Annotated in this window: 22 protein-coding genes; 10 read left to right on the top strand and 12 right to left on the bottom strand. The window is 58.7% G+C overall.

What is annotated here, in order from left to right; translation table 11 throughout:
- Window positions 1-128: 128 nt before the first annotated feature.
- Both BM214_RS12030 and BM214_RS12025 read left to right on the top strand, forming a co-directional pair.
- Window positions 129-1,172: a type IV pilus secretin PilQ gene (locus BM214_RS12030; protein ID WP_280521896.1), complete on the top strand. Its 1,044-nt coding sequence runs from the start codon at window positions 129-131 to the stop codon at window positions 1,170-1,172.
- Between the two features lie 165 nt (window positions 1,173-1,337).
- Window positions 1,338-2,489, top strand: a complete 1,152-nt coding sequence (locus BM214_RS12025; RefSeq protein WP_090487638.1) for a putative Ig domain-containing protein — start codon at window positions 1,338-1,340, stop codon at window positions 2,487-2,489.
- A 170-nt stretch (window positions 2,490-2,659) separates the two neighbouring features.
- Here the strand turns inward: BM214_RS12025 and BM214_RS12020 are convergent, their stop codons facing one another.
- From BM214_RS12020 to BM214_RS12605, 6 genes are all read right to left on the bottom strand, one after another.
- Window positions 2,660-3,031, bottom strand: a complete 372-nt coding sequence (locus BM214_RS12020; RefSeq protein WP_090487636.1) for a hypothetical protein — start codon at window positions 3,029-3,031, stop codon at window positions 2,660-2,662.
- Entirely contained in the window at window positions 3,028-6,228 is a 3,201-nt protein-coding gene (locus BM214_RS12015) for a pilus assembly protein (RefSeq protein ID WP_177217678.1), read from the bottom strand. Before BM214_RS12015 ends, BM214_RS12020 begins: the two co-directional genes overlap by 4 nt.
- Before the next feature lie 22 nt (window positions 6,229-6,250).
- Window positions 6,251-6,745, bottom strand: a complete 495-nt coding sequence (locus tag BM214_RS12010) for a pilus assembly PilX family protein (protein WP_090487631.1) — start codon at window positions 6,743-6,745, stop codon at window positions 6,251-6,253.
- Window positions 6,746-6,758: 13 nt separating this feature from the next.
- Entirely contained in the window at window positions 6,759-7,868 is a 1,110-nt protein-coding gene (locus BM214_RS12610) for a PilW family protein (RefSeq protein WP_090487627.1), read from the bottom strand.
- On the bottom strand, window positions 7,865-8,365 hold the full coding sequence (pilV, locus tag BM214_RS12000; protein ID WP_090487624.1) for a type IV pilus modification protein PilV: 501 nt from the start codon (window positions 8,363-8,365) through the stop codon (window positions 7,865-7,867). Before pilV ends, BM214_RS12610 begins: the two co-directional genes overlap by 4 nt.
- 107 nt (window positions 8,366-8,472) lie before the next feature.
- Complete coding sequence (locus tag BM214_RS12605) at window positions 8,473-8,958, bottom strand: GspH/FimT family pseudopilin (RefSeq protein WP_244888005.1); 486 nt, start codon at window positions 8,956-8,958, stop codon at window positions 8,473-8,475.
- A 253-nt stretch (window positions 8,959-9,211) separates the two neighbouring features.
- On the opposite strand from BM214_RS12605, the gene BM214_RS11990 reads away from it, so the two are divergent.
- A complete protein-coding gene (locus BM214_RS11990; protein WP_338018755.1) occupies window positions 9,212-9,589 on the top strand; it encodes a type IV pilin protein in 378 nt (125 codons plus the stop codon).
- 20 nt (window positions 9,590-9,609) lie between these two features.
- Here BM214_RS11990 and BM214_RS11985 read toward each other — a convergent pair whose 3' ends face one another.
- A complete protein-coding gene (locus BM214_RS11985; protein WP_090487617.1) occupies window positions 9,610-11,187 on the bottom strand; it encodes an ATP-binding protein in 1,578 nt (525 codons plus the stop codon).
- 206 nt (window positions 11,188-11,393) lie between these two features.
- Between BM214_RS11985 and BM214_RS11980 the strand changes: the two genes are divergently transcribed.
- From BM214_RS11980 to BM214_RS11970, 3 genes are all read left to right on the top strand, one after another.
- Window positions 11,394-11,672, top strand: a complete 279-nt coding sequence (locus BM214_RS11980) for a type II toxin-antitoxin system RelE/ParE family toxin (RefSeq protein ID WP_090487614.1) — start codon at window positions 11,394-11,396, stop codon at window positions 11,670-11,672.
- A gap of 38 nt (window positions 11,673-11,710) precedes the next feature.
- Window positions 11,711-11,998: a HigA family addiction module antitoxin gene (locus tag BM214_RS11975; protein ID WP_090487611.1), complete on the top strand. Its 288-nt coding sequence runs from the start codon at window positions 11,711-11,713 to the stop codon at window positions 11,996-11,998.
- 308 nt (window positions 11,999-12,306) lie between these two features.
- Window positions 12,307-14,097 (top strand): sensor domain-containing diguanylate cyclase, encoded by a 1,791-nt coding sequence (locus BM214_RS11970; RefSeq protein WP_177217677.1) that lies wholly within the window; start codon window positions 12,307-12,309, stop codon window positions 14,095-14,097.
- 28 nt (window positions 14,098-14,125) lie between these two features.
- On the opposite strand, the gene BM214_RS11965 is transcribed toward BM214_RS11970, so the two are convergent.
- The 4 genes from BM214_RS11965 to BM214_RS11950 form a co-directional block, all read right to left on the bottom strand.
- Window positions 14,126-15,064 carry an Rpn family recombination-promoting nuclease/putative transposase gene (locus BM214_RS11965; RefSeq protein ID WP_090487604.1) on the bottom strand — a complete coding sequence of 313 codons (939 nt, stop codon included), beginning with the start codon at window positions 15,062-15,064 and terminating at the stop codon, window positions 14,126-14,128.
- A gap of 225 nt (window positions 15,065-15,289) precedes the next feature.
- Window positions 15,290-15,508: a DUF6447 family protein gene (locus tag BM214_RS11960; protein ID WP_090487601.1), complete on the bottom strand. Its 219-nt coding sequence runs from the start codon at window positions 15,506-15,508 to the stop codon at window positions 15,290-15,292.
- Between the two features lie 85 nt (window positions 15,509-15,593).
- Window positions 15,594-16,799 (bottom strand): Calx-beta domain-containing protein, encoded by a 1,206-nt coding sequence (locus tag BM214_RS11955; RefSeq protein ID WP_090487598.1) that lies wholly within the window; start codon window positions 16,797-16,799, stop codon window positions 15,594-15,596.
- 53 nt (window positions 16,800-16,852) lie between these two features.
- Window positions 16,853-17,647 carry a SapC family protein gene (locus tag BM214_RS11950; RefSeq protein WP_090487595.1) on the bottom strand — a complete coding sequence of 265 codons (795 nt, stop codon included), beginning with the start codon at window positions 17,645-17,647 and terminating at the stop codon, window positions 16,853-16,855.
- A 99-nt stretch (window positions 17,648-17,746) separates the two neighbouring features.
- Between BM214_RS11950 and BM214_RS12455 the strand changes: the two genes are divergently transcribed.
- From BM214_RS12455 to BM214_RS11935, 4 genes are read left to right on the top strand one after another with little or no spacing between them, the layout of a single operon-like run.
- Window positions 17,747-19,408 (top strand): DUF6311 domain-containing protein, encoded by a 1,662-nt coding sequence (locus tag BM214_RS12455; RefSeq protein WP_143096397.1) that lies wholly within the window; start codon window positions 17,747-17,749, stop codon window positions 19,406-19,408.
- Between the two features lie 10 nt (window positions 19,409-19,418).
- The gene (locus BM214_RS11945; RefSeq protein ID WP_342351315.1) at window positions 19,419-20,474 is read left to right on the top strand and encodes a glycosyltransferase family 2 protein; all 1,056 of its coding nucleotides are present in this window, start codon (window positions 19,419-19,421) and stop codon (window positions 20,472-20,474) included.
- 1 nt (window position 20,475) lies between these two features.
- Window positions 20,476-21,225 (top strand): class I SAM-dependent methyltransferase, encoded by a 750-nt coding sequence (locus BM214_RS11940; RefSeq protein WP_177217676.1) that lies wholly within the window; start codon window positions 20,476-20,478, stop codon window positions 21,223-21,225.
- 3 nt (window positions 21,226-21,228) lie between these two features.
- Window positions 21,229-21,606, top strand: coding sequence for a GtrA family protein (locus tag BM214_RS11935; protein WP_090487586.1), 378 nt, complete (start codon window positions 21,229-21,231; stop codon window positions 21,604-21,606).
- 268 nt (window positions 21,607-21,874) lie between these two features.
- Here BM214_RS11935 and BM214_RS11930 read toward each other — a convergent pair.
- Window positions 21,875-22,017, bottom strand: a 143-nt coding sequence (locus BM214_RS11930) for a transposase domain-containing protein (RefSeq protein ID WP_143096381.1), incomplete at its 5' end; no start/stop codon positions are given.

The raw sequence follows: 22,017 nt of genomic DNA, 5'->3' as shown, positions 1-22,017 counted from the left end.
CAATTCCAAAGAGCCCGACAGCTTCGCCCGGAGCGCTGGAGTGGAAAGACTCGTAACTGGTCGCATGTCGATATCGTCACCATGAATCCTGAGCGTGTTGCTCAAGATCAGCCACTGAAAATGGCTGCATAACGATGTGCTCTCAGGCGACAACCACCTTGACAGCCGCCGAGTCCGAGTTCATCCAGGTGAACTACGCCCGCGCCGAGGACGTGGCCGCCATCATCCAGGACGAGGGCATCAGCTTCCTCTCCGAGCGCGGCAGCCTCACCGTGGACTCCCGCACCAACACCCTGCTGGTGCAGGACACCGCCGATAAACTGGACGAGATCCGCCAGCTGGTGACCAGCCTGGACGTGCCCGTGCAGCAGGTGCTCATCGAGACCCGCATCGTCATCGCCACCGACGACTTCGACCGGGAGCTGGGCATGCGCTTCGGTGTCACCGGCACTAGGCGCAACGGCGACACCATCTACAACACCGGCGGCAGCCTGGAGGGCACCGACGGCATGACCGGCGAGGCCGCCGAGAACCTCAACGAGACGGGCAACCCCTTTCCCGTGGGCATCCCCGATCTCAACGACCGGCTCAACGTCAACATGCCCGTGACCGAGACCGGCACCAGCGGCATCGGTCTGTCCATCCTGCGCCCGGATGTCCTCCTGGACCTGGAACTCACCGCCCTGCAACTGGAAGGCCGGGGCGAGGTGGTCTCCACCCCGCGGGTGATCACCGCCAACGGCCAGACCGCCCTCATCAAGCAGGGCACGGAGATCCCCTACGAGGAGGCCACCTCCAGCGGCGCCACCAGCGTCGAGTTCAAGGAGGCCGTGCTGGCCACGGAGGTGACCCCCCAGATCACCCCCAACGGCAACATCATCCTCGACATCCGCGTGCAGAAGGACGAGGTCAGCCCCATCATGGTGCGCAACGTCCCCGCCATCGACACCCGCGAGGTGGAGACCCAGGTCTTCGTGCGCAACGGCGAAACGGTGGTCCTGGGGGGCATCTACGAGGTCAGCTCCCGCGAGGAACTGCTCAAGACCCCCTTCTTCGGAGACCTGCCCATCATCGGCAACCTCTTCAAGAACCGCTCCACCGAGAACAGCAAGGCCGAGCTGCTGATCTTCGTCACCCCCAAGGTGGTGGAGGAATCCACGCTGGCGCAGTAACCGCATACACGACAGCAGCGAATCCAGAGCGATCCGTAATGCCGCTGGGGGCACCCCGGCATTTCCCGGAAAGTAACCATGGCACAACAGGCATCAGGGAGTCCGCACGTGCGATCGAATCCGCTTCACCCCATCCCGCTCACCGCCCTCCTTTTGGGGTCAGGCATGTTGACCGCCTGCGGCGGCGGTGACAGCGACACCTGGTACCAGGACCAGGCCTACCGCGTCGCCTTCGAGACCGCCCGGGACACCCTGGCCGCCAACCCCCTGAATCTGCAACCCTGCCTGCGCCTGGACTGCTATCACACCGTGCAGGTGAACGTGCGGGTCACCGACGACTCCGGCCACGCCGCCCCCACCGGCACCCCCGTGACCCTGACGGTGCGGGACGTCAGCCGCGGCTACATCACCACCCTGGACGACCCCGAGACCGAAGACATCAACGAATTCTTACAGGCCATGGGCTCCACCGTGGAGGAAACGGGCGGGGACGGGGTGGCCACCTTCTTCTTCACCAGCAGCGAAAACCCGGGGGACGTGGTCCTCTCCGCCTCCGTCAACCCGGAATCCGGCGGCACGGTATCCGGCAACCAAACCCTGACCGTCGGCTCCATGCAAGGCACCGGCCGACCGGCCCAGACCGTCCTGTACTGGTACGAGGACTACCTCTTCCCGGCCGAAATGGGCGCTCCCTCCACATCCCAGGTCACCCCCCTGCTGCTGGACGAGGCCCTGGGGTACGTCCAGGACCCGGAGGACGGGGTGAACAACATCCGCGCGGAGATCTTCACCGGCACCGACTCCGGCGAATACCTGGTGGCCCAAGGGGCCGATGGCAGCTCCAACCAGGGAACCACCGTCACCACCGCCTCCCAGGATGGCCGCGCCCGCATCTCCGTCAAGGCCGGCAACACTACAGGCTTCATCGGCATCCGTGTCACCACCGACCGGGCGGACAACAACGTGGACAACGGTATCGACCAGCCCGTACAGGACGCAGCCAGCATCGCCGTGGTGACCTCCGTCACCGGCTCCCCCCTGAACATCCTCACCGAGGAGACCCTGCCGGAAGGCACCATGAACGAACTCTACTTCGTCCTGCTGGAAGCCAGCGGGGGCACGGTGCCCTACACCTGGCGCCGCACCCAGGGGTCCCTTCCCACCGGCCTCACACTGGATGAAACCGGTGTGATCCACGGGACCCCCAGCGAGGCCGGCAACGACTGCTTCATCCTGGAAGTAGAGGACAGCCAAAGCCCGGTGAAGGACACCGTTCAGGGCCGGTTCTGCATCCAGATCACTGAAGAGGCCAATTGACGATTCCCTCCGCCATGGCACGGTGCCCGGCCCGCAAGGGGCCGGGCACCAAGAAAACTGGAACAGATCTAGGACCAAACCCCATCAACACAGCCGTTGCTCTCCGCCTCCTCTTAGAAGAGGCGGTGATCTTAAGCCCGGTATAAGAAACCCGTCAGGGCTGGCTCAGGTCAACGCACCATCACCCGGATCTCGTGGATCACCTGACCTCCGCCTGGGGATGGCATCAGTCGGCAACGAACATCCATACCCTGACGGAGCATGTTGATGCGGATGGACTGTCCTACCTGGTCGAAAACGGAAACGTCATCCGACAACGCATAGCCCCCAGAGTCCAATTGTATGGACGAACCTCCCAAGGCAGTGATCCGCCCATCGACATAGGATTCTGCCTGCCTGTGGACCGGTTCTTCCGATTCAGCTGGCGGCATCTGAGCGTGGGCCATGGTAACAAAGCTCCCGGACAAGAGCAGACTGCTGCTCACCACACCGCAAAAGAAGGTGCCCCGCAACAGCAGAAAGGTATGTTGACCATTACTCATTGAAGTTGCTCCCAAGACATCCTCCCCATGCTCTCCGGGCCAGGGTTTTCCCGGACGACCTGGAGGCCATCATCCCCCGAAATGTACTTGAACTCACTGCCTTCCCCGGACATCACGCCAGGCATATCGGCGCCTCCGACGTCCAGTCTCTTTCCGGATGCAGGCACCTGGATCTCTTCACCCTCTCCTTCCTCAACGGTCACTGTGACATAGTCACCATCGTCGAAACTGGTGTCGTCATTCAGATCGAAGGGAGAATAACTCAACCGGCCGCCGTTGATCGCATCCAACTCCATAAGCCATCCTTGCCCACCCGGTTGGCAGGGATCTTCCCCAGGAATCAGTGTGGTAAAGAAGACCCGACCAGCACGCAACAATGGAGCGGTTACAGCAATCTCACCCACGCTTCCAGTGCCTGGTGGTGCAAGGTCGATATACCATCCCTTGTCTTCCGAGCCCAAGGTGTAGTCGCTGGTCACGCGCAATGAATGGCTGTTTCCCTCGACGTTGAAGGAACTTTCCACCAGGATCTCCTGCTCGAGAAGATCCCCCGGAACCAACGTATCGAACTGATTGGCAGGAAGGTCCTCATCCAGTACACCATAGAATCTCTGCATTTGCGGCGTATCAGCTACATTACCATCTCCATTCTCGAGATACTTCCCTGTACCAAAATAGAGCATGACCGCACCGGGTTTGTTTGGAGCCCTACCTACCTCGGGACGCACGGTAATGGGCTGCCGGTTGCTATCGCATGGTGTACCCGAACAGGCGCTGAACAGCGGCTCATGGGTCTGCCCCTGGGAAAAAGGAATACCCCATTGATTGGGATTACCATCATCCAGATCGAAACGCCACAGGTTACCCTGAAGATCACCGGCATAGACCCGGTCGACGATATAATCTCCATCCACATCCACCGGGCTCACTGTTGCCAGACCATTTGGCGTGGTGGCGGTACCAGCTCCTGTATCGATTTTGCGGATCAGCGATCCATCCTCGATAGAGACAATATACAGAACGGCGTGCCCAGTTGTGCTGGCATCCCCATCGGCGCGTGTATTGTTGTAACCATTACCGAAGATGGCCGCCCACTGCCCATTATGAAGCCGCACAATGTTCGGTTGACTAAAGGTGTAACCAAGATCCACATCATCTGCATCTGTAAATTCCCAGAGCACGGTGGAATCGGCATTGCCCTCTGAGAAGGTCGCAGTGGTCACATCGAGCGCATAGATCCCCTGGCCACCCTTATTTAGCCCCCCCAATAGAACGGTATGCCAGGAACCATCAAAATAGGCATCAGCGATCGTTGGCGAACCGTCCACAAAATAGCGATGAGCATAATCGGTATCTACCAGTTCGTCGAGATTCTCAAAGACGGAACCGGGCACATAGGCCATGCGCTCCTCCCCCGTTTCGGCATCAAAACCGTGGAGCATACCGTCGTTAGCTCCGACATAGATCATCGGGGTGCGGTCATTTTGGTTAACTGCAAAGCTCGAGTATGGGGATGCATCCTCTGGCTCCGTGGTGTCTCCATTCCAATCATCAGGATAGTTAAATGGTGGCGCCCCCATAAAAACCGGATTGGAATTCACAATGTCACCAAGAAGTGCATCCCGGTTGCGAAAACTCCCGCCACTGGATACCTCTTGGGACTGGTCACCACGCAGGTAGCTCAACACGTCCTCGCTGCCCAGGGCGGATTGTTGTGCCGTGCTTAAGTCAGTCCAGGCGAAAGGCACACCTCCGCCGTTATAGGTCATGATGGTGCGCGAACCGGCCGCTGGGATTTCCTCGGCGGCATCCCACACAGCACCTTCGGTGACGGGGCCATTTCTCTGCAGAAACCCATAATCCTCGCTGTCCACATCCGATTCAATGGCGAACGCCAACAATTGTCCTGTCCAGTTGGACGAGTTGTAACGTGCCTGGAATACCCGGGAGCCGCTGGCGATATAGCCGGTATTTGAGGTAGCGGAAGCGGAACTGCTGCTGCGGGCCGCGATGTCAGAAATTGCGGCTTGCAGCGCGGCCGAGAGTTCTGCGGCATTCGCGGCAGTAAGATATTCCCCATGACCGTATTCGGCTGCGTCCTCAAGCATCTGATTCGCCGTGGAAAAGCCGATGGTATACGTCCCCATATTCTGCTGTTCGAACGCAGGATCGTCGAAGCTCATTCCGGCATCGTCGGTGCCACCGGTTCTCAAGTCGATATCCCAGCCGAATTTGGCGATGTCATCGAGGTAGAGAGAATACCCCTCTTCACTTGGATACCCATCCGGCTGAAAACCATCAGAATACTGCGGAAAATCGGGATAATCTGCCGGATCCGTATCCGGCGAGAGACCATCCCAATCCGGCAGTGCCCTACCACTGGATTCAGCCGGATCATTTCCTGGAATGTTCGTATCATAGGTCGGCAATCCGTCGGAGATCACCACCGTAAAGTTCTTCTGGCAACGATACTGTATCGGACTGGCAAAATCGTCATTGGTATAGTACGCATCCATGCCACGGTAATACCGTGTAATTTCATACAATGCCTCAGCCAGTGGAGTATTTGTGCTTGCTGTAAAACCTGCAATCTCAGATGTGAGATCAGAGACAGAAGACCCGCAAGCGGCCACAACTTCAGCCCCCTCACCCCATCGGTGATCATCCCAGGTGGGACCATAGAACTGTGAAACTCCAAAACGCATACCTGGAGTATTCTCGACCAGCTGCGAAGCCACCTCCTTGGCCACCTGCATCCGTGTCTCAGTAGGGATGGTTCCGTCAGTCAAATCCGTATCATCCTCAGTGTATATATAGAACAAATAATTCAAATAGTTACCTGTATAACGAGTGGCATCTCCCCCCACAGGATCCGGCAAACATAGATCCTTCCATCCACCCTGATCTTCTACCCATTCACCATTATTCCCACAATTTCCAAAGTCTTTTGTAGCATATAAATGGATATTACCATCATTGGCATCAAAACCACCAGGATAGGTTACAGAGGGATCATACCCTTCCGCCCAAATAATGTTATCCATACTGCCGGAGGTATCGATCAGCAGCATGACATTAGGCTCCGCGCTGGTGGCCGTAGCGAGTGGGGCATCCGCCAGATCGAGCGGTTCCGCCATAATATATGCCGGTATAAGCGCCGTCATTACCGCCAACGCGAAGGAGAGGAACCGATTCATCGTTATTAACCTCCGGCCGTCATCAGTTATAGCGCTTGGCGTAGCGGGAACGCAGAATGATGACCGCATTGTCGGTACCGCCGGTGCCCCGGCTCGTCGTGCGATAGATGTGACGTCCCGTTACCGGACCGGACCCGATCCGAAGTGTATCGCGGAGGAAGGCCTCGCCTTCGCTCACATATCGCGGGTTGGTGGCGACGATCTCAAAATCCACCTCCTGCGTGTTGCTATCATTGGTCCACCATGTGTGGGACTGCGCAGTCAGATCGTTGGGCAAGTTCCCAAGGTGCTGTATCCAGGACGGTTCAGTCACCTGTGGTGCAATTCCCTCCTCGGCTTCCCGTAGCGCAGCCTCGGCAGCCTGAAAGGCAAGGTCTCGATCCCGAAGCCCACCCGTCATCCTTTCCTGAAGCGTAGTGGTCTGTATCGTCGTGATACCGGTTATCGTGATAATCAAAAGGATCAGTAGACCAATGATCAGGGCCGACCCGGACTGTTTCTTCGGTTGAGTACACACTATTCAGACCCTGTCACTTAAGGCGGTTACGCAACGACACAGTCTTCGTGAAGACATGCCGCAACCTTCGGTCCGTACCTTCCATATCTTGCCCGTCGAAACGGTATTCCTGTACGTCATCGATCACATTCTCTTCATTCGAACGGGCAACAAGCGAATAACGCACAGCCACAACCCGAGCCCAATCAGCTGCGGATAATTCACTGGTATCCAAATAGGTATCCGCCACAAAATCCTCGTCCTGATCGATACCAAACTCAAAGGCCAGATCCTCGATATCTCCGACGAGCTCCTCGGCTTGCATGGTGCCTCCTTTGCCCAGCGACCAGCGATACAGAGAAGGCTCCCCTGCCCTATCACGCCCGATATAATAAACGGCAGCATACATGGAATACACCCAAGCATCCTCACCATAGGTGGTGCTCAGATTATTACTGAGATTCAAAGCATTGGAATGGGTCAGTGTATCTTTGCTTCCACTAACTGGATTGTTGGTGATGCCAAATGCATCGGCTGTCTGGCAATCCGTAATCAGTGCAACAGCATTTTGTTCAAGCCCGCAGGATTCGGCATCCGCGATCTTGATATTGGCGGATTGATCTCCCATGAGCGGTGGCACCACCCTCCCGCCAGGGCATTGATTGGCACGGCGGATCAATACCGCCTCGGTATCGGGCATTACATCACCCTCGTTGCTACCCATGTTCAACCCAAGTGCGCTCAGATCCGCGGGAAGACTGTTGCTAATCACATAGGCACGCAACTCATTCTCTGACGAGATATCCACCGCTGCACCGACATCCGAGGGATACTTATTGGAACTGGCATCCACATTGTTGGTAAACTCCAACTCGCTTTGACCAAGGCATCCGAAGAACCCCGCCATACGCAAATCATGGGAAAGAAAGTGATCGGCAAACCGGCCGTTTTCCTGAACGACGGAAGAGGCCTCCGTAGTGCGATAGGTCTGCTTACTGCCAATGAAGACTTGGATGGTGGCGGCAATTAGCAACAGCCCAAGCAGCATCGCCACCATCAACTCAGTTAGCGTCATCCCTTGCTGCTGCGGCCTAGCCACAAGCCGATGCGTCCAGCATCTGTCCTTACCTAATTGAAGGTTCATAACCGAACCCCTATCACCAAGCGCGTCGTGCTGCCATCCTCATCGTCCTGCCACCAGATCTTGATGGCACGCAGATCACCACTTCCGCTACAGGCAGCAGCTCCCAGGCCAGTACCATCATCAGGACTGGCATCCTGACAGACGATGCCAGTAGCATTGGGAATGATGGTGACCAACTGGTTCTTCCAGGTCCATATATCATGTTCCGCCATCTGCTGCGGAACACAACCTGTAGCGGTCTCGCAGTTGCCATGTTGTGCTCCATTGATCCCATCGTAGTCACCGTCCAGCGCTGACTCACGGTTGGCGCGCATTCGATCCGCCAAATCGTAGGCTGCGATCATCATCTGGCTGCGAACATAGGAGCTGGTATTATTTTTTAATGCAGTCGCATGCAATGCAGCGACTCCAAGGATCCCGATAGAGAGCACCACCAAGGCCACTAATACTTCCACCAGGGAAACACCGGTATTGCATTTCCAGTTTGAGTTAATCATACACAACCCCTGGATTCTGCCCGTATTTCCCAGCAATAAAACAATGAATTCGAGTGGTACCCCATGAGATGGGGAAAGAATACATTGGTCTTGTCGTTATTTTTTCGTCAATCATCATCACATGCATCCCCCGAGACAGCAGCGCGCCCCGTCGGCAGGATTTGTACGCTGCGCACACTACCCTCGGATGTACCCGAAAGCTGGAAACACCCGGAATCCCCGGCGAGGCCCGAGGGCTCATAGGTGATGCTGTCGGGGGATTGATCCAGCGTGAGCTTGCCAGCATCCGGCGCGGCCATGACCCGGATCACCTCGGAATCCGCCCGATCACCATCGCCGTCGGTGTCCGTCCAGACCACCCAGCCCTGCATCCAGCCCTCCTCCCCGGCGGGCTCCACCATCACCTCCCGCCCTCGCTTCAGGGCCTCGCTTCGGGCCAGGGTCATGGACCGCAGCAGTTCGTTGGATAGGGTGGCCAGTTGGTTCTGCTCCATCATGCGCTGGAATCCGGGGATACCAACGGTCATGAGGATCACCAGGATGGCGATGGTCACCATGATTTCGACAAGGGTAAAACCGGATTGGCGACGCATGGCGATCATCGAAACTCGGGGATTCGGCCGGAACGGCCAGGGAGAGGGGGACGTATGGGGATACCGTTCATGACGGGGGTATCATAGTGCGGCACTGGGGCCAATGCCTATATTGTAGACCATGAAGGAAGCCCCCCCCTGCCGGAGATCCCATCGGCCCGATCGCCGGGCGATGGGTACCGACCGAATGCGGGATAGCTCCCGCGCTTTCCGCTACCCTGGCCCAAACAGGCCGGTCCAGAAGGAGGAGAACGTGAACCAGCACACCCCCCGGGGCTTCACCCTCATCGAGGTCATGATCACAGTGGCCATCATCGGCATCCTGGCGGCCATCGCCTACCCCTCCTACACGCGCTACGTGGAACGCACCCAGGTCTCCGACGGCAAGGTGGCCCTCTCGGAGGCGGCACAGCGTCTGGAGCGCTGTTACACCAGCACCCTCACCTACGCGGACTGCGACATCGCCGCCGAATCCCCCGAGGGCTTCTATACCCTGGCGGTGGAGGCGGACGCCTCCAGCTACACCCTCACCGCCACCGGCGCCGACGGCCGGGTGGCGGCGGAGGGGGCCGAATGCCACAGCCTCACCCTGGACCACCAGGGCACGCGCAGCCCCGAGGCCTGCTGGTAGGCCATCCTCTGCCGCAGGGCTCAGCCAGCATCCAGGGTCTCCACCTGGAAGGCCACGATCTGGCGCTGCTCGCGGGAGAATTCCACGCCGATGAGATGGATCGGCTGGCCGGCGGCGCGGTACTTGTCCGCATAGCCCCTGGCCTTGATCTGCTCCAGGGCGCGCCCCTCGGGCAACTGCTCCACCACCTTGAACTCGAACAGGTAGATATGGCCGCCGAAGGTCACGGTCATGTCCACCTTGCCGTGGTGGCTGGCGTCCTCCACCGTCACCGAAACCCCCAGGGCGGCGAAGTGGCTGTAGAAGATGCTGGCGTAGTGGCCCTCGTACCGGGCGATGGGATTGTTGCGGTACCCGTCGTGGGGTAGCCCGGCGTAGAGGGATTTCATATGGGCCTCCAGCCCGGCCAGGTCGGCATGGCGCAGCAGCTCCGGAAGGCGCATGGCCACAAGGTCGAAGACGCCATGGTCGACCCCCAGCACCGGCAAGAGTGCCTCATTCAGGCTGATTTCCACTTCCTGATTGGGCAGGCCCAACTGATAGAGCGGGCGATGGGGCACGGCCTCGTGGATGTCCTTCAGGGTGAGGTAGCCGGTCTGGAACAACAGGGCATCGGTACCGATATCGTCCACATCAAAGCGGCTCAGCAGGGCCGGGCGACTGTGCCAGGCGGTGAGGGCGGGCGTGAAGATCCCCCGCTCCCGCAGCAGTTCCACCAAAAAGGCGGGCGTGGCGGATTCGAACCAGTAGGGGCCAAAACGGCGCTCCTGGAACAGCAGCAGGACATCGAAGGGGTTGTAGACCGAGGGCACGGACGCATCGCCCCAGCGATAGCCGTTGTACCACTGGCGGATCTGCTCCCGGTCCAGTCCCGAAAGCTCAGGGGCGAAGACGCTGTCGATGTCCGCATCGGTATAGCCGCAGATGGCGGCGTACTCCCGCGATAAGGTGATGTCCCGCAGGTTGTTCAGCCCCGAGAACAGGCTCACCTTGCTGAACTTGGACACCCCCGTGAGCAGGACGAATCGCAGGTGCGGGTCGGCATCCTTGAGCACGCTGTAGAGGTTCTTCAGCCCCTCGCGCAGCTCCCGGGCCCGCTCGGGATCCCGGAGGTTGTCCAGGATCGGCTTGTCGTATTCGTCGATGAGCACCACCACCCGCTGTCCGTGCTGGCGGTGGGCGGCCGCGATCAGGTCGCTGAAGGCACCGGTAATGTCCGTGTCGGCCGCAGCGGGCAACCCCAGCGCCTCCCGGTTCCGGGCCAGCTGGTGACGGATGCGCACGTCCAGTTCGGCCCGATCCTGCAGGACGCCGCTGCCGAAACTCAGCCGCACCACCGGATGACGCGCCTGCCAGTCCCAGCGGTCGTGGATATAGAGCCCTGCAAAGAGCGGGGCCCGCCCCGCGAACAGGCAGTGCAGGGTGTCCAGCAGCAGGCTCTTGCCGAAGCGGCGCGGGCGGGAGAGGAAGTAGTACTTGCCCTCCTCCACCAGCCGATGGATCAGCGGCGTCTTGTCCACATAGTAATACCCCCCCTCGCGCATGTCGGCGAAGGTCTGGATGCCGATGGGCAGCTTGCGGCGAGGTGCAGCGGACATGGGCGCTCCGAGGGGACGACCTTGGCGATCCGGGGCAGGATAGCATGGGGCAACCACGGGATCTTGCCCGGGTGTTGTCCAAGCAAGACTGCCTGTCTCCATCCCGTCTCATTCCGGACTGCCCAATCCTAGTCCATTTGAAACCTGACACGTTACGCTATACAATCAAGAGTGCATCATGATGCGAAAAATCGTCGGGGGAACGGGTGATCGTCAGCATCAAGCACAAGGGGCTCAAAGCCCTTTACGAGAAGGGATCAACGAAAGGGGTGCAGCAAGACCACGTCAAGAAACTGCGTCGCATCCTGGCCAACCTGGATGAAGCCAAAAAGTCGCAGGATATGGACTTACCAGGGTACAAGCTGCATGAACTGAAAGGCCATCGAGAAGGGTTCTGGTCAGTACAGGTTAACGGGAATTGGCGAGTGACTTGGCGTTTCATCGGTGGCGATGTGGAGCTGGTGAATTACGAGGACTATCACTAGCATCGGCCCTCATTAAAACAGCAAGAGGTAACATCATCATGGCCCTATTCAACCCGCCACATCCTGGCGAGATTTTGAGAGAGGATGTCATCGAGGCCCTGGGCCTGACCGTAAGCGACGCCGCAAAGCGACTGGGGCTAACCCGAGTACAACTTTCGCGCGTACTCAATGAGCGTGCTGGCATTAGCCCCGACCTGGCCGTGCGTCTTGAACGCGCCGGCATCAGTACCGCGAGACAGTGGATGGCCCTGCAGTCATCTTATGAACTGTGGCAAGCCGAGCAACGCTCGCAACCTGATGTCGAACGCCTCATCGCGCACTCCTGATGTCGCCATGGCGGATGGACAAATACCTCACCAAAACTGCGCGAGAAGCCCCGGCTAGCTGTGGGGAAGGTGTCAATCCGTGATGACGTTTCAAGCGTGGGGCATGGGACCGGGCGTAGTGTCGGGATGTTGTGATCATCCCGCACAATGCGAATCTCTTACAAAAAAATCAAGATTTCCTGTCCTGACCCTCGATCTCCCCCGAGGTCTTCCGGCCCCCACGGCGCGGCAGGATCGGCCCATGGATGGAGCGGGCATGCTACAGTTATGAATTAGACTCTTTCCAGCCACCGACCGGGGCATGCACCATGAGCCACAGGCATCCCGACCCACCCGACCTGGAGGCGCTGCAGGAGAGCGAATCCCGGCTTCGGGCCCTGGTGGACGGCGGGCCGGCCCTGATCTGGACCTCGGGGACGGACGGGCAGTGCGACTGGTTCAACCGGGTGTGGCTGGCCTTTACCGGGCGCACCCTGGAGGAGGAACGGGGCTACGGCTGGACCGCTGGGGTCCATCCCGATGACCTTGGCCGCTGCGTGGAGACCTACACCCAGGCCTTCGAGCGGCGCGAGCCCTTCAGCATGGACTACCGGCTGCGCCATCACAGCGGCGAATACCGCTGGATCCAGGACGACGGCCAGCCCCGCTACAGTCCCCATGGGGAATTCTTGGGCTACATCGGCCACTGCCTGGACATCACCCGCCGCAAGCACGCCGAGACCATCAACCGCCTGCACGGCCAGGTGCTGCAGCAGGTGCTGGACCGCGCCGCACTGCCCGAGATCCTGGACAGCATCGCCCGCGGGATCGAACACCTGCTGGATGACTGCTGGGCCTCCATCGAACTCCTGGAGACGGACGGACGGCATCTGCATCTGGGGGCGGCACCGGGGCTACCTCAGGGGTTTCGCCGCGTGTGCCAGCGCATCCCCGTGGGGGAAGGCAACGGCGCCTGCGGCACCGCCGCCGCCCTGGGCCGGAGGGTGATCGCCGCGGACATCGCCACCCATCCCCATTGGCAGGACTTTCGCCAGGACGCGCTGCGCGAGGGCATCGCCGCCTGCTGGTCCGAACCCGTGTTCGATTCCCGGGGCCAGGTCATCGCCACCTTTGCCATCTACCGCCCCAGCCCCGGCCAGCCCGATGCGGCGGAGATCCAGACCGTGGAGGCCTTCTCCAACCTCACCCGCCTGGCCATCGAACAATGCCGCCAGCAGCAGCGCCTCGTCCTCAGCGACACGGTCTTCCACGCCGCGGGGGACGCCATCTTCGTCACCGACGGGTCGGGACGCATCCTGGACGTGAACCCCGCCTTCACCGCCCTCACCGGCCACCGCCGCGAGGCGGTGCTGGGGCAGGACCCCAGCCTGCTCAAGTCCGGCCGCCACGGCCCGGAGGTCTACGCCGCCCTGTGGCGGGCCCTGCGGGAGACGGGGGAATGGCAGGGGGAACTCTGGAGCCGCCGCCGGGACGGCAGCCTGTTCGCCGCCCACACCGTCATCCGCGCCGTGCCCGGCAGTGACGGCGAGGACCGCCGCTACGTGGTGGTGCTCTCGGACATCACCGAGCGCCTGGCCCTGGAGGCCCGGCTGGAGCACAGCGCCAGCCACGACCCCCTCACCGACCTGCCCAACCGCGCGGTCTTCCAGGATCGCCTGCAACAGGCCATGGCCCATTGCGACCGCCAACCCGAACAGCAGGTGGCGGTGCTCTTCATGGACCTGGACGGCTTCAAGACCGTGAACGACCGCTATGGGCACGCCGCCGGCGACCGCCTGCTGGTGGCAGCGGGACGGGGCATCTCCGCCTGCCTGCGCCAGGGGGATACCCTGGCCCGCCTGGGCGGGGACGAATTCGCCGGGATCCTGGTGGACCTGGAGGGCCCCGAGGCCGTGCGCCCCATCCTCGAGCGCATCCTGACGGCCTGCCGCGGTGTGCTCCAATCCGGCCCCGGGGCCGAGGCCCTGTCCGTGAGCATCGGCGTCACCTTCTATCCCCAGGACGCGCCCGTGGACACGGACGACCTGCTGCGCCAGGCGGACAACGCCATGTACCGCGCCAAGCAGGCCGGGCGCGACCGGTACTGCCTGCACACATAGAGGGGCTCAGGAAGCGTCCCGGATCAACTCAATGCTTGCCTTCCCCACGCAGCCGGATAACATCTGCAATCGGAAGCCCAGCAATCTCTGCAATCATGGCGTCGTCCATTTCAGTGCGGGTAATCAGGTTCCGGGCGATCTGTTCAGCACGGACTTGCTCGCCTTCCTGGCGTCCTTCCAGCCGCTCTTTCTTCACCAAGTTCTCCAGGTTCTCTGCCAGCATATCTTTGTCCTCCACCAGGCTTTCAAGCTGGTCCAGGTCGATCTCGGCCCCAAGCCGATGCAAATGGCGTTTGAGCCAGCGGGTAATGATCCGGTCGATGCGTTCTTTATCGGGATCGGCCTGAATGATCGCCACGATCCGATCCACGGCCTGCTGCAGAGCATCCCAGCTCTGACCCGCATTCTCGACGCCGAATATGCCACTCAGCGGCGTCTGGCGTAGATACAGTTCCTTATCAGTGTAGCGCCCTTCGTTCACCAGATAGTAGCGCAGGTGCGGCTGGTAGACTTGCAGGCACGCGGGCGGTTCCGGGTGCACCATGTCGTAGATGTCTTGCTCGGCCGTCCAGTCTCGGGACCCGTTGTAGAGCACGATGGGCAGGATCGGCGGCATCCCCTGGCGAGCGGTCGTGACCTTGGTCTTGATCAGGTGGTTGTAAAAGCAGGCCACGTAGTGCATCAGGCGGATCGGCATGGTGCGATCCACCACCGACTGGAACTCCAGCAGGATGTACAGGAAGACCTGCTGGGTCACGCCCTGCCAGGTCACCTCCACGGACCAGACCACATCCTCGAACTTCTCTTCGAACAGCGGTGTGATGTAGTTGCCGCTGTGGTTCTTGAGCGTCGAGAAGTCCATCAACTCGGAGAGCTCGGAGGGCGCGAAGCCTTCGATCAGCTGCTGGACGAATTCGGGATAGCTGAACAGCTCCTTGTACCCGGTATCGTGATGGTTACTGGCCATGCGCCCTCCTGACGTAATGGCTTTAACGTGATCAAAGCGCCGGTAAACACTCAAGAATGCCTGTCCTCGCCTTCGCCAAAGGCACGCCACCAACTGCGCCAGGCGGACAACGCCATGTACCGCGCCAAGCAGGCCGGGCGCGACCGGTATTGCCTGCACATAAAGGCCCCTGCCACCGTTTGACCGGGACAAAAAAATGGCGGCAGGGGCCAAAAGCGAAGATGATTACTGCTCCGTCTTGGGCAGCTCCGCCTCCAGGGCCCGGGCATAGGCCGCGCGGGCCGTCTGGCAGATGGCCAGTTGCTGCTTCAGACGGGCGATCTCCTGATCCGTAACCCGCAGGTTCATCACCTGGTTGCGGGCGTTCTCGGACAGCTGATCCAGCGGGTACTCCGTACCGTCGATGGTGATGCTGCGGGGATTCTGGGCAATGTCTTCAGCCATGGGGATGGATCCTCAAAAAGGTGAAACGAACCGGGTAGTGTAACAGAACCAAGGGACCTACCCAGGCGCGGCCCCCAGACGCCACTCAGCCCCAGAACCCGTCCTCATCCACGATGGTACGGGTGGCGATGAGCTCCTCCACACCGGGGCCAAAACCTCCCCCCTCGGGGTTGAACACCGCCAGATGAAAGGTCTCGTCGGGTTCCGGCCGGGTGTCTCCCACCACCTCCACCGGGATCGCGGCGTGGTCCTCCCCCGGATACAACACCAGCCGACCCGACACCGGAAGATAATCGCTGCCGGCCTCGGCCGTGCCATCGCGGGTCTCGAAGTCCACGCTCACCCACGCATCGGGGGTTTCACGCACCCCCGTGAACTCCAGGAGGAACCAGGCCAACGACGTGCCATCGTCCCCCTCCGTCACCGCCTGCTCCACCTCTCCCGGCCGGGTCGGGGCATCCGGGTGGCGCGAGCGCAGGGCACGGTCGATCCACTCCTGCTCCCGGCTCACCCGCTGGAAGGCCATCACCTCGCCGAAACTGCTGTTGGCCAGCCCATCCACATCCGGCTCCACCCCATGACGGCTCAAACTGGCCAGATAACTGGCGATCCCGGCCACCCGGTCCCCGATGAGGGCGGGCCCGCCGCTGTCTCCCGGGGCGATCATCCCCTCCTCCGGCCCCAGGCCCTGGTCATACCGGCCCATGAGGATCCCCGAGGCATCGTGGGCCGAGGCCCCGTTATCGAAATCCGCGATCAACTGCGTGCCCGGCTCCGGCGCCCAGGCCAGGCTACCCCCTACCGCGTCCACCAGGACCCCCACATCGGCATCGAAGCGGTTACCCGCCTGAAGCCGCAAGGGCTCGCCGTCATAGTCTTCCCAGGCCCCCTCCTCGCCCGTGCCCGGCAGCCCATACCCCGCCAGGGTAAAGACCTGCCCCACCTCATCCGCTTCGCGGTAGAGCCCGTGACGCGCCGCCCCCACCGGGGCCGCCCCTTCCAGCCAGACCAGGGCCAGATCCCGGTTGTTGTCCTCTGCATCATACTCAGGATGGACGAGCACCTCCCGCGCCGTCTGCGTCCACACCTGACCGCCCACCTCAAAGCGGACGCGAACCCCGTCCAACCCCCGCTCGAAGAGATGGGCCGCGGTGAGCACGGCCCGCCCCCCCTGGAGCAGCACCCCGCTGCCGTAGTACCCCTCCACGGACACACGCACCACCCCATCGAAGGCCGCGCCTTCAGAGGCCGTGCTGCGTGGATCGTTACAGGGGTGTGTGGTGGTGACCATGGACAGTTGGTCCGAGTGGCAAAACCGATGTGGAAACGATACTCTTTAGTCGATCAGTGGTCGAAACGGAACGACAACTCCTCTCCCTGACCAAAGAGATCATCGGCCGAAAGATCCGCAAGAGGATCTTTCGGCTTTTGGGCCTCAACCCCCTTGGACAACCATTCGGCACGCTTCACCAACTCGGACACCTGATGCGTGGAGAACAACTGTGCATGAGCCAAGGCCATGGGAGCGCCGCGCAGCCTGGCGTATTGCTCGGGATCCAGGGCATTGAGGGCCTGTTCACTGATCCGGTGCAGGCCGTTCAGCTTAAATGGCTCCTGACCTTCGGGGCGCTGAATCTGCAAGGGCCAGGGCTCGATGACACCCGCCTTGTTCAACACTTGAGTTGCTGCCAGCGTGGCCTGACGGTTCTGCTCGCATTGCTTAAGGAAATTCCACGTCTGAACGACAGGTTCGCTAAGCTGACCTTGCTCATCAAATAGCGGATCTGCAGCGGGATCATCGGTAAGATGTTCCCGCGCGATGCAGAACACCTTATCCCCCTGGGAATTCTCGGCCAGACGGAATGGATAACCACGCATGGCAGCAGGTACATAAGTGCCCAACCAGTCACCAGAAGGGGCCAGATAGAGATTGCGTTGGCCATCCAGGCTCAACAAAACCACCGGCTGATACCCTTGCTCCATCGCAATGAAACCCAGCGTGTAATGAGGCAACAGCTTGGGCAGTTCCGCCAAAAGCACGGGGGCCACTTGTTCAGCCTGGGCAAAGTGATACTTGTCTCGCGGACGATATCGAGTCTGGGCGTGGTCATTTCGGGAAATGGCTTGCCAATGGGTCATGGAAACTCCTCATCGGGAAATGGGATAGGGATTTATATCACCAGCACCTCTCTTAAACAACAGAACTATATATAACTTAAAGCAAGTCGAAGGATTCGCATGAGCTCAAACCAATCGAAGATTATACTGGCAGTAGGCTTGGCTTCTGTAATGGGGCTTCTCTTTGCCTTGAGCATCTATGGCTTTGATCGACTGAACCCACTGAACTACGGTTGGCTGATGATTGGTGATGCCGCCACTCACTTCTTGGGTTGGCACTTCTATCGAAGCGAGCCTACTCAGTGGCCACTGGGCCTGATCGATCGCTACGGAATGGAATCATCGAGTTCGATCGTATATACCGATTCCATACCTCTCTTTGCAATGCTACTCAAACCCATTTCAGCATATCTTCCAGAGATTTTTCAATATACTGGCCTATGGATAGCGATCAGCTACATGCTGCAAGGGGGTTTAGGCGCATTGCTGGTTTCCCGTTTTACCTCAAATCCTCTAGTAATTGTACTGGGAAGCCTCTTCTTTGTTTTAAGTTCTATCATGGCGTTTCGCGGCGGCGGCCATTACGCACTGATGGGTCATTGGCTAATTTTAGCAGGCATTTTGCTATATAGGAGAACACCGCTGCACTGGAGTGGTTTATCCTGGGGCATACTAGCTTCCATTGCCGCACTTGTGCATGCCTACCTTGCAGTTATGGTGATGGCACTCATGGCGGCCGACCTTTTAAGTCGCTGGTTCAAGCCAAATTGGATCAGGTGGCAGGCAATTGCGCTGCAAATGAGCATTGTATTTTCTATTCTTCTCTTCAGCATGTGGGTAGCAGGATATTTTACTGCTGGCAGCGTTGCTGGTGGTGGCAGCACCCTCTATTCAATGAACCTTCTTGCTCCTTTGATGCCGACACCCAGTACTGATGCTGGCTTCATACCACATCACAAACCAGCCACCTGGGGCCAATATGAAGGTTTCAATTACTTAGGTCTGGGTACACTCTTGCTGCTAATTTTTGGATTGCCGCGGCTATGGCGTCTTTGGAAGATAGAGCGTGGCCACATTCAGCCTTACTTTCCGCTGTTTATCGCTGCGGCTCTCCTCGCAATGTATGCTCTTTCCCCCATGGTTACGTTAGGAAAACATACCCTAATTCATGTACCCCCCTTAACAAATTTTACCGACGTATTCCGAGCCACCGGGCGCATGTTCTGGCCCGCCTTTTACTTATTGACCCTGCTCTCCATAGTCCTTACCATTCGCCGCAGACCTGCTTGGATTGCCGCCCCCATATTGGCATTGGCTTTGGTTATTCAATGGCTTGATCTCTCTCCCCTTTACAAGGATCGCGTGAGCAATCAGCCTTTTTCCACAACTTACACTTCATCGCTTACCTCACCCTTCTGGCCAGAGGCGGCCGATGTATATCATCATGTCATCGTAATCCCCCCTACTTTCACTGTTGAAAATTTCATTCCCCTTTCACATTACGCCGCCATGCAGGACATGGCCATCAATATCGCCTACTATGGTCGCCCACCATCTGAGAAGGCACTCAGGCAGAAGCAAGAGCGGATTAATCGACTTATGGCTGGCGAGCTTGACCCCCATGCACTCTATGTCTTTCGTGAGTATAGCGAGTTAAAAAAAGTCCTGCCGAAGCTGGATCGCCATGACGCTTATGGCCTGATAGACCAGCACTGGGTGCTCGCCCCGGATGCCTTTACCCATGGTCTAGATCAATACGCGTCCACTCTGACTCGTCCCTGAGCCCGTTTGTATGATGGAGAATCATCATTATCTAAAGGATGCACGCATGCGACCATCGCCAATAATTTCGTTAATCTGCCCCTTGTACAACGAAGAAGACAGTCTGATCCCTTTTTTTTCTAGACTGATCCCCGTACTTCGTCAGTTGGGCGAGCCATGCGAGATCATCTGTATCGACGATGGCAGCCAGGATCAAACCCTAAATCAACTTCTACAGATCCAAATACAGCAGGAAGAAATGCTGACTCTCGTAGTCCACGAACTGACGCGTAACTTTGGCAAAGAAGCTGCGCTAACCGCCGGTCTCGATATGGCCAGGGGTGAGGCTGTCATACCGATTGATGTCGATCTGCAAGACCCTCCAGAATTGATTGCGGAAATGGTTACGCTGTGGCGCCGGGGTTACGATGTCGTTCTGGCCCGGCGTGAGGATCGCAGCAGCGATAGCTGGCTCAAACGCAACACCGCGCAATGGTTTTACTGGATGTACAACAAAATCGCCGATATCCCTCTGCCAGAAAATGCAGGTGACTTTCGCCTAATGGATCGGCGCGTGGTGGAAGCAATTAAGCTTATGCCTGAGCGTCAACGATTCATGAAAGGCCTTTTTGTTTGGGTAGGATTCCGGTCCACAAGCATCTATTATGTAAGAGGGACTCGAAGCGCCGGGTCCAGCAAATTCAATGGATGGCGGCTGTGGAACTTTGCATTAGAGGGGATCACATCCCATAGCACTGCACCTTTGCGCATATGGAGCTACTTTGGCGCGAGTATCGCGGCTTTATCCTTTATATATGGTAATTTTATTATACTTCGCACCTTGATCTACGGCGTCGATCTACCCGGCTATGCTTCGCTATTGACCGTTATCCTTTTCCTTGGCGGTATTCAACTCATAGGACTAGGTGTCCTGGGAGAATATTTAGGCCGAACCTATATGGAAACGAAGCAGAGGCCGGTCTATCTGCTGCGCAAGACCTACTACCACTCTTTAAATCAAAGTGACAACAAGAGCGATATGAGCCATGAGCTAGGCCAGCATGGCCCGGCGAGCGAAAGGAATTAATATGGATAGAGACGTCTATCAGCGCATGATCGGGCATCAATCCAGCCATTGGTGGTTCACCGCAAGGCGTCACCTCCTAGCCAAAGTCATAAGCACAGAAATCTCACAGTCAGAGTGCGCAGCCATTAAGCCCCTTGAATTGCTCGAGATAGGATGTGGACCTGGCGGAAATCTGGCAATGCTTGCTGAGTATGGGCAAGTCACTGCTACAGAAATGGATCCTCAAGCACTGGCCCATGCGCGTCAGTTAATGCCCTCACTAAACCTATTACAAGGATCATTGCCAAACGACCACAATTTACAAGGACAGCAATTTGACCTGGTATGCCTCTTCGATGTCCTCGAGCATATCCAGCAAGATGCCGAAGCACTAGAAGCGGTATTCGCTTTAACGAAGCCAGGGGGGCTGGTCATGCTTACTGTTCCTGCCTATCAATGGCTCTTCAGCGAGCATGACCGCGCTCACCACCATTTCAGGCGCTACACTGCTGGAGCACTGAGTCGACTAGCTCAGCGAAAAGGCTTTGTCGTGGATAAGGTCGGCTACTTCAACACCTTCCTTTTCCCTGTGATTGCTGCACGACGGGTATTAGCACGTTTGACGGGCCAGTCGGCAGCGCAAGACGATCGGATGCCAGCGGCTTGGCTTAATCGACTACTACATCGTATCTTTGCCGCTGAAGCCCCGATCGTCGCCAAGCACCCCTTCCCCTTCGGAGTATCCGTCGTGGCGATTTTGAAAAGACCGTGAGTAATGTCGATCCTTATCAAGCAAGCGTCCCGATTTGCACAAGTAGGGTTATTGGCGACCCTGCTACACATTCTGCTCGCTACAACCCTTATTAAGTATGCAGCCCTAACCCCCGCCTTAGCCAATGGGCTCGCCTTTATCGGCGCCAACCTGGTCTCATACATCTGCAACACCATCTGGAGCTTTGGTCAGGCTCCTGCTGTACATTCATGGCTACGGTTTATCCTCGTCTCCGTTACCGGTTTGCTCACCACCATGGTGATCAGTGGAGCAGCCGAAGCCGTCGGGTGGCACTACGGCATCGGTATCGCACTGGTGGTTCTTACTGTCCCCGCGTTGAGCTTCATGCTCCACCGCCACTGGACGTATCGAACCGCATGAAGGAAACCTCGAAAAATTACCCATCCACGGCATCATCCCCTGGCCTCCAGATCCGCCCAGCGGGCTTCCCAATCGATCAACTTGTCCATGGGGAACGTGGAAGCCCTTCACTTTACCACGCCCTACCCCCCTTCAAGAGCAGTCCTCCCCTGCGCTAATCTATCCGTAACCGGCCACCAGATCGGTCGGGAACCACCGTCCAGGAGGGATCCATGCCGCGCCCCCGCAGCCAACAGTATCCGTCCGGTAGCCCCCGTATAGCCAGCCGTCAGTCGGGGCTGGCATGCTCCCCGCAACTCTGGGCCAGCGGTGCCCAGTGATAGGGCAGCAGTTCTTGGAGGCGATTGGCGGGATGATCCTGGATGCGCTCAAGCACATCGATCAGATAGTGACGGGGGTTCACCCCGTTCT

Source organism: Ectothiorhodospira mobilis (assembly GCF_900114895.1).
In the GTDB taxonomy this organism is placed as follows: domain Bacteria; phylum Pseudomonadota; class Gammaproteobacteria; order Ectothiorhodospirales; family Ectothiorhodospiraceae; genus Ectothiorhodospira; species Ectothiorhodospira mobilis_A.
Note: the sequence above shows the minus strand (reverse complement) of the source record. Positions and strands in the feature narration are given on the sequence as shown.

Coding starts and splice junctions, on each gene's coding strand:
- BM214_RS12025 (WP_090487638.1), top strand. CDS start 1,338: ATGTTGACCGCCTGCGGCGGCGGTGACAGCGACACCTGGTACCAGGAC.
- BM214_RS12020 (WP_090487636.1), bottom strand. CDS start 3,031: ATGAGTAATGGTCAACATACCTTTCTGCTGTTGCGGGGCACCTTCTTT.
- BM214_RS12015 (WP_177217678.1), bottom strand. CDS start 6,228: ATGAATCGGTTCCTCTCCTTCGCGTTGGCGGTAATGACGGCGCTTATA.
- BM214_RS12610 (WP_090487627.1), bottom strand. CDS start 7,868: ATGAACCTTCAATTAGGTAAGGACAGATGCTGGACGCATCGGCTTGTG.
- pilV (WP_090487624.1), bottom strand. CDS start 8,365: ATGATTAACTCAAACTGGAAATGCAATACCGGTGTTTCCCTGGTGGAA.
- BM214_RS12605 (WP_244888005.1), bottom strand. CDS start 8,958: ATGCGTCGCCAATCCGGTTTTACCCTTGTCGAAATCATGGTGACCATC.
- BM214_RS11985 (WP_090487617.1), bottom strand. CDS start 11,187: ATGTCCGCTGCACCTCGCCGCAAGCTGCCCATCGGCATCCAGACCTTC.
- BM214_RS11975 (WP_090487611.1), top strand. CDS start 11,711: ATGGCCCTATTCAACCCGCCACATCCTGGCGAGATTTTGAGAGAGGAT.
- BM214_RS11970 (WP_177217677.1), top strand. CDS start 12,307: ATGAGCCACAGGCATCCCGACCCACCCGACCTGGAGGCGCTGCAGGAG.
- BM214_RS11965 (WP_090487604.1), bottom strand. CDS start 15,064: ATGGCCAGTAACCATCACGATACCGGGTACAAGGAGCTGTTCAGCTAT.
- BM214_RS11960 (WP_090487601.1), bottom strand. CDS start 15,508: ATGGCTGAAGACATTGCCCAGAATCCCCGCAGCATCACCATCGACGGT.
- BM214_RS11955 (WP_090487598.1), bottom strand. CDS start 16,799: ATGGTCACCACCACACACCCCTGTAACGATCCACGCAGCACGGCCTCT.
- BM214_RS11950 (WP_090487595.1), bottom strand. CDS start 17,647: ATGACCCATTGGCAAGCCATTTCCCGAAATGACCACGCCCAGACTCGA.
- BM214_RS12455 (WP_143096397.1), top strand. CDS start 17,747: ATGAGCTCAAACCAATCGAAGATTATACTGGCAGTAGGCTTGGCTTCT.
- BM214_RS11945 (WP_342351315.1), top strand. CDS start 19,419: ATGATGGAGAATCATCATTATCTAAAGGATGCACGCATGCGACCATCG.
- BM214_RS11940 (WP_177217676.1), top strand. CDS start 20,476: ATGGATAGAGACGTCTATCAGCGCATGATCGGGCATCAATCCAGCCAT.
- BM214_RS11935 (WP_090487586.1), top strand. CDS start 21,229: ATGTCGATCCTTATCAAGCAAGCGTCCCGATTTGCACAAGTAGGGTTA.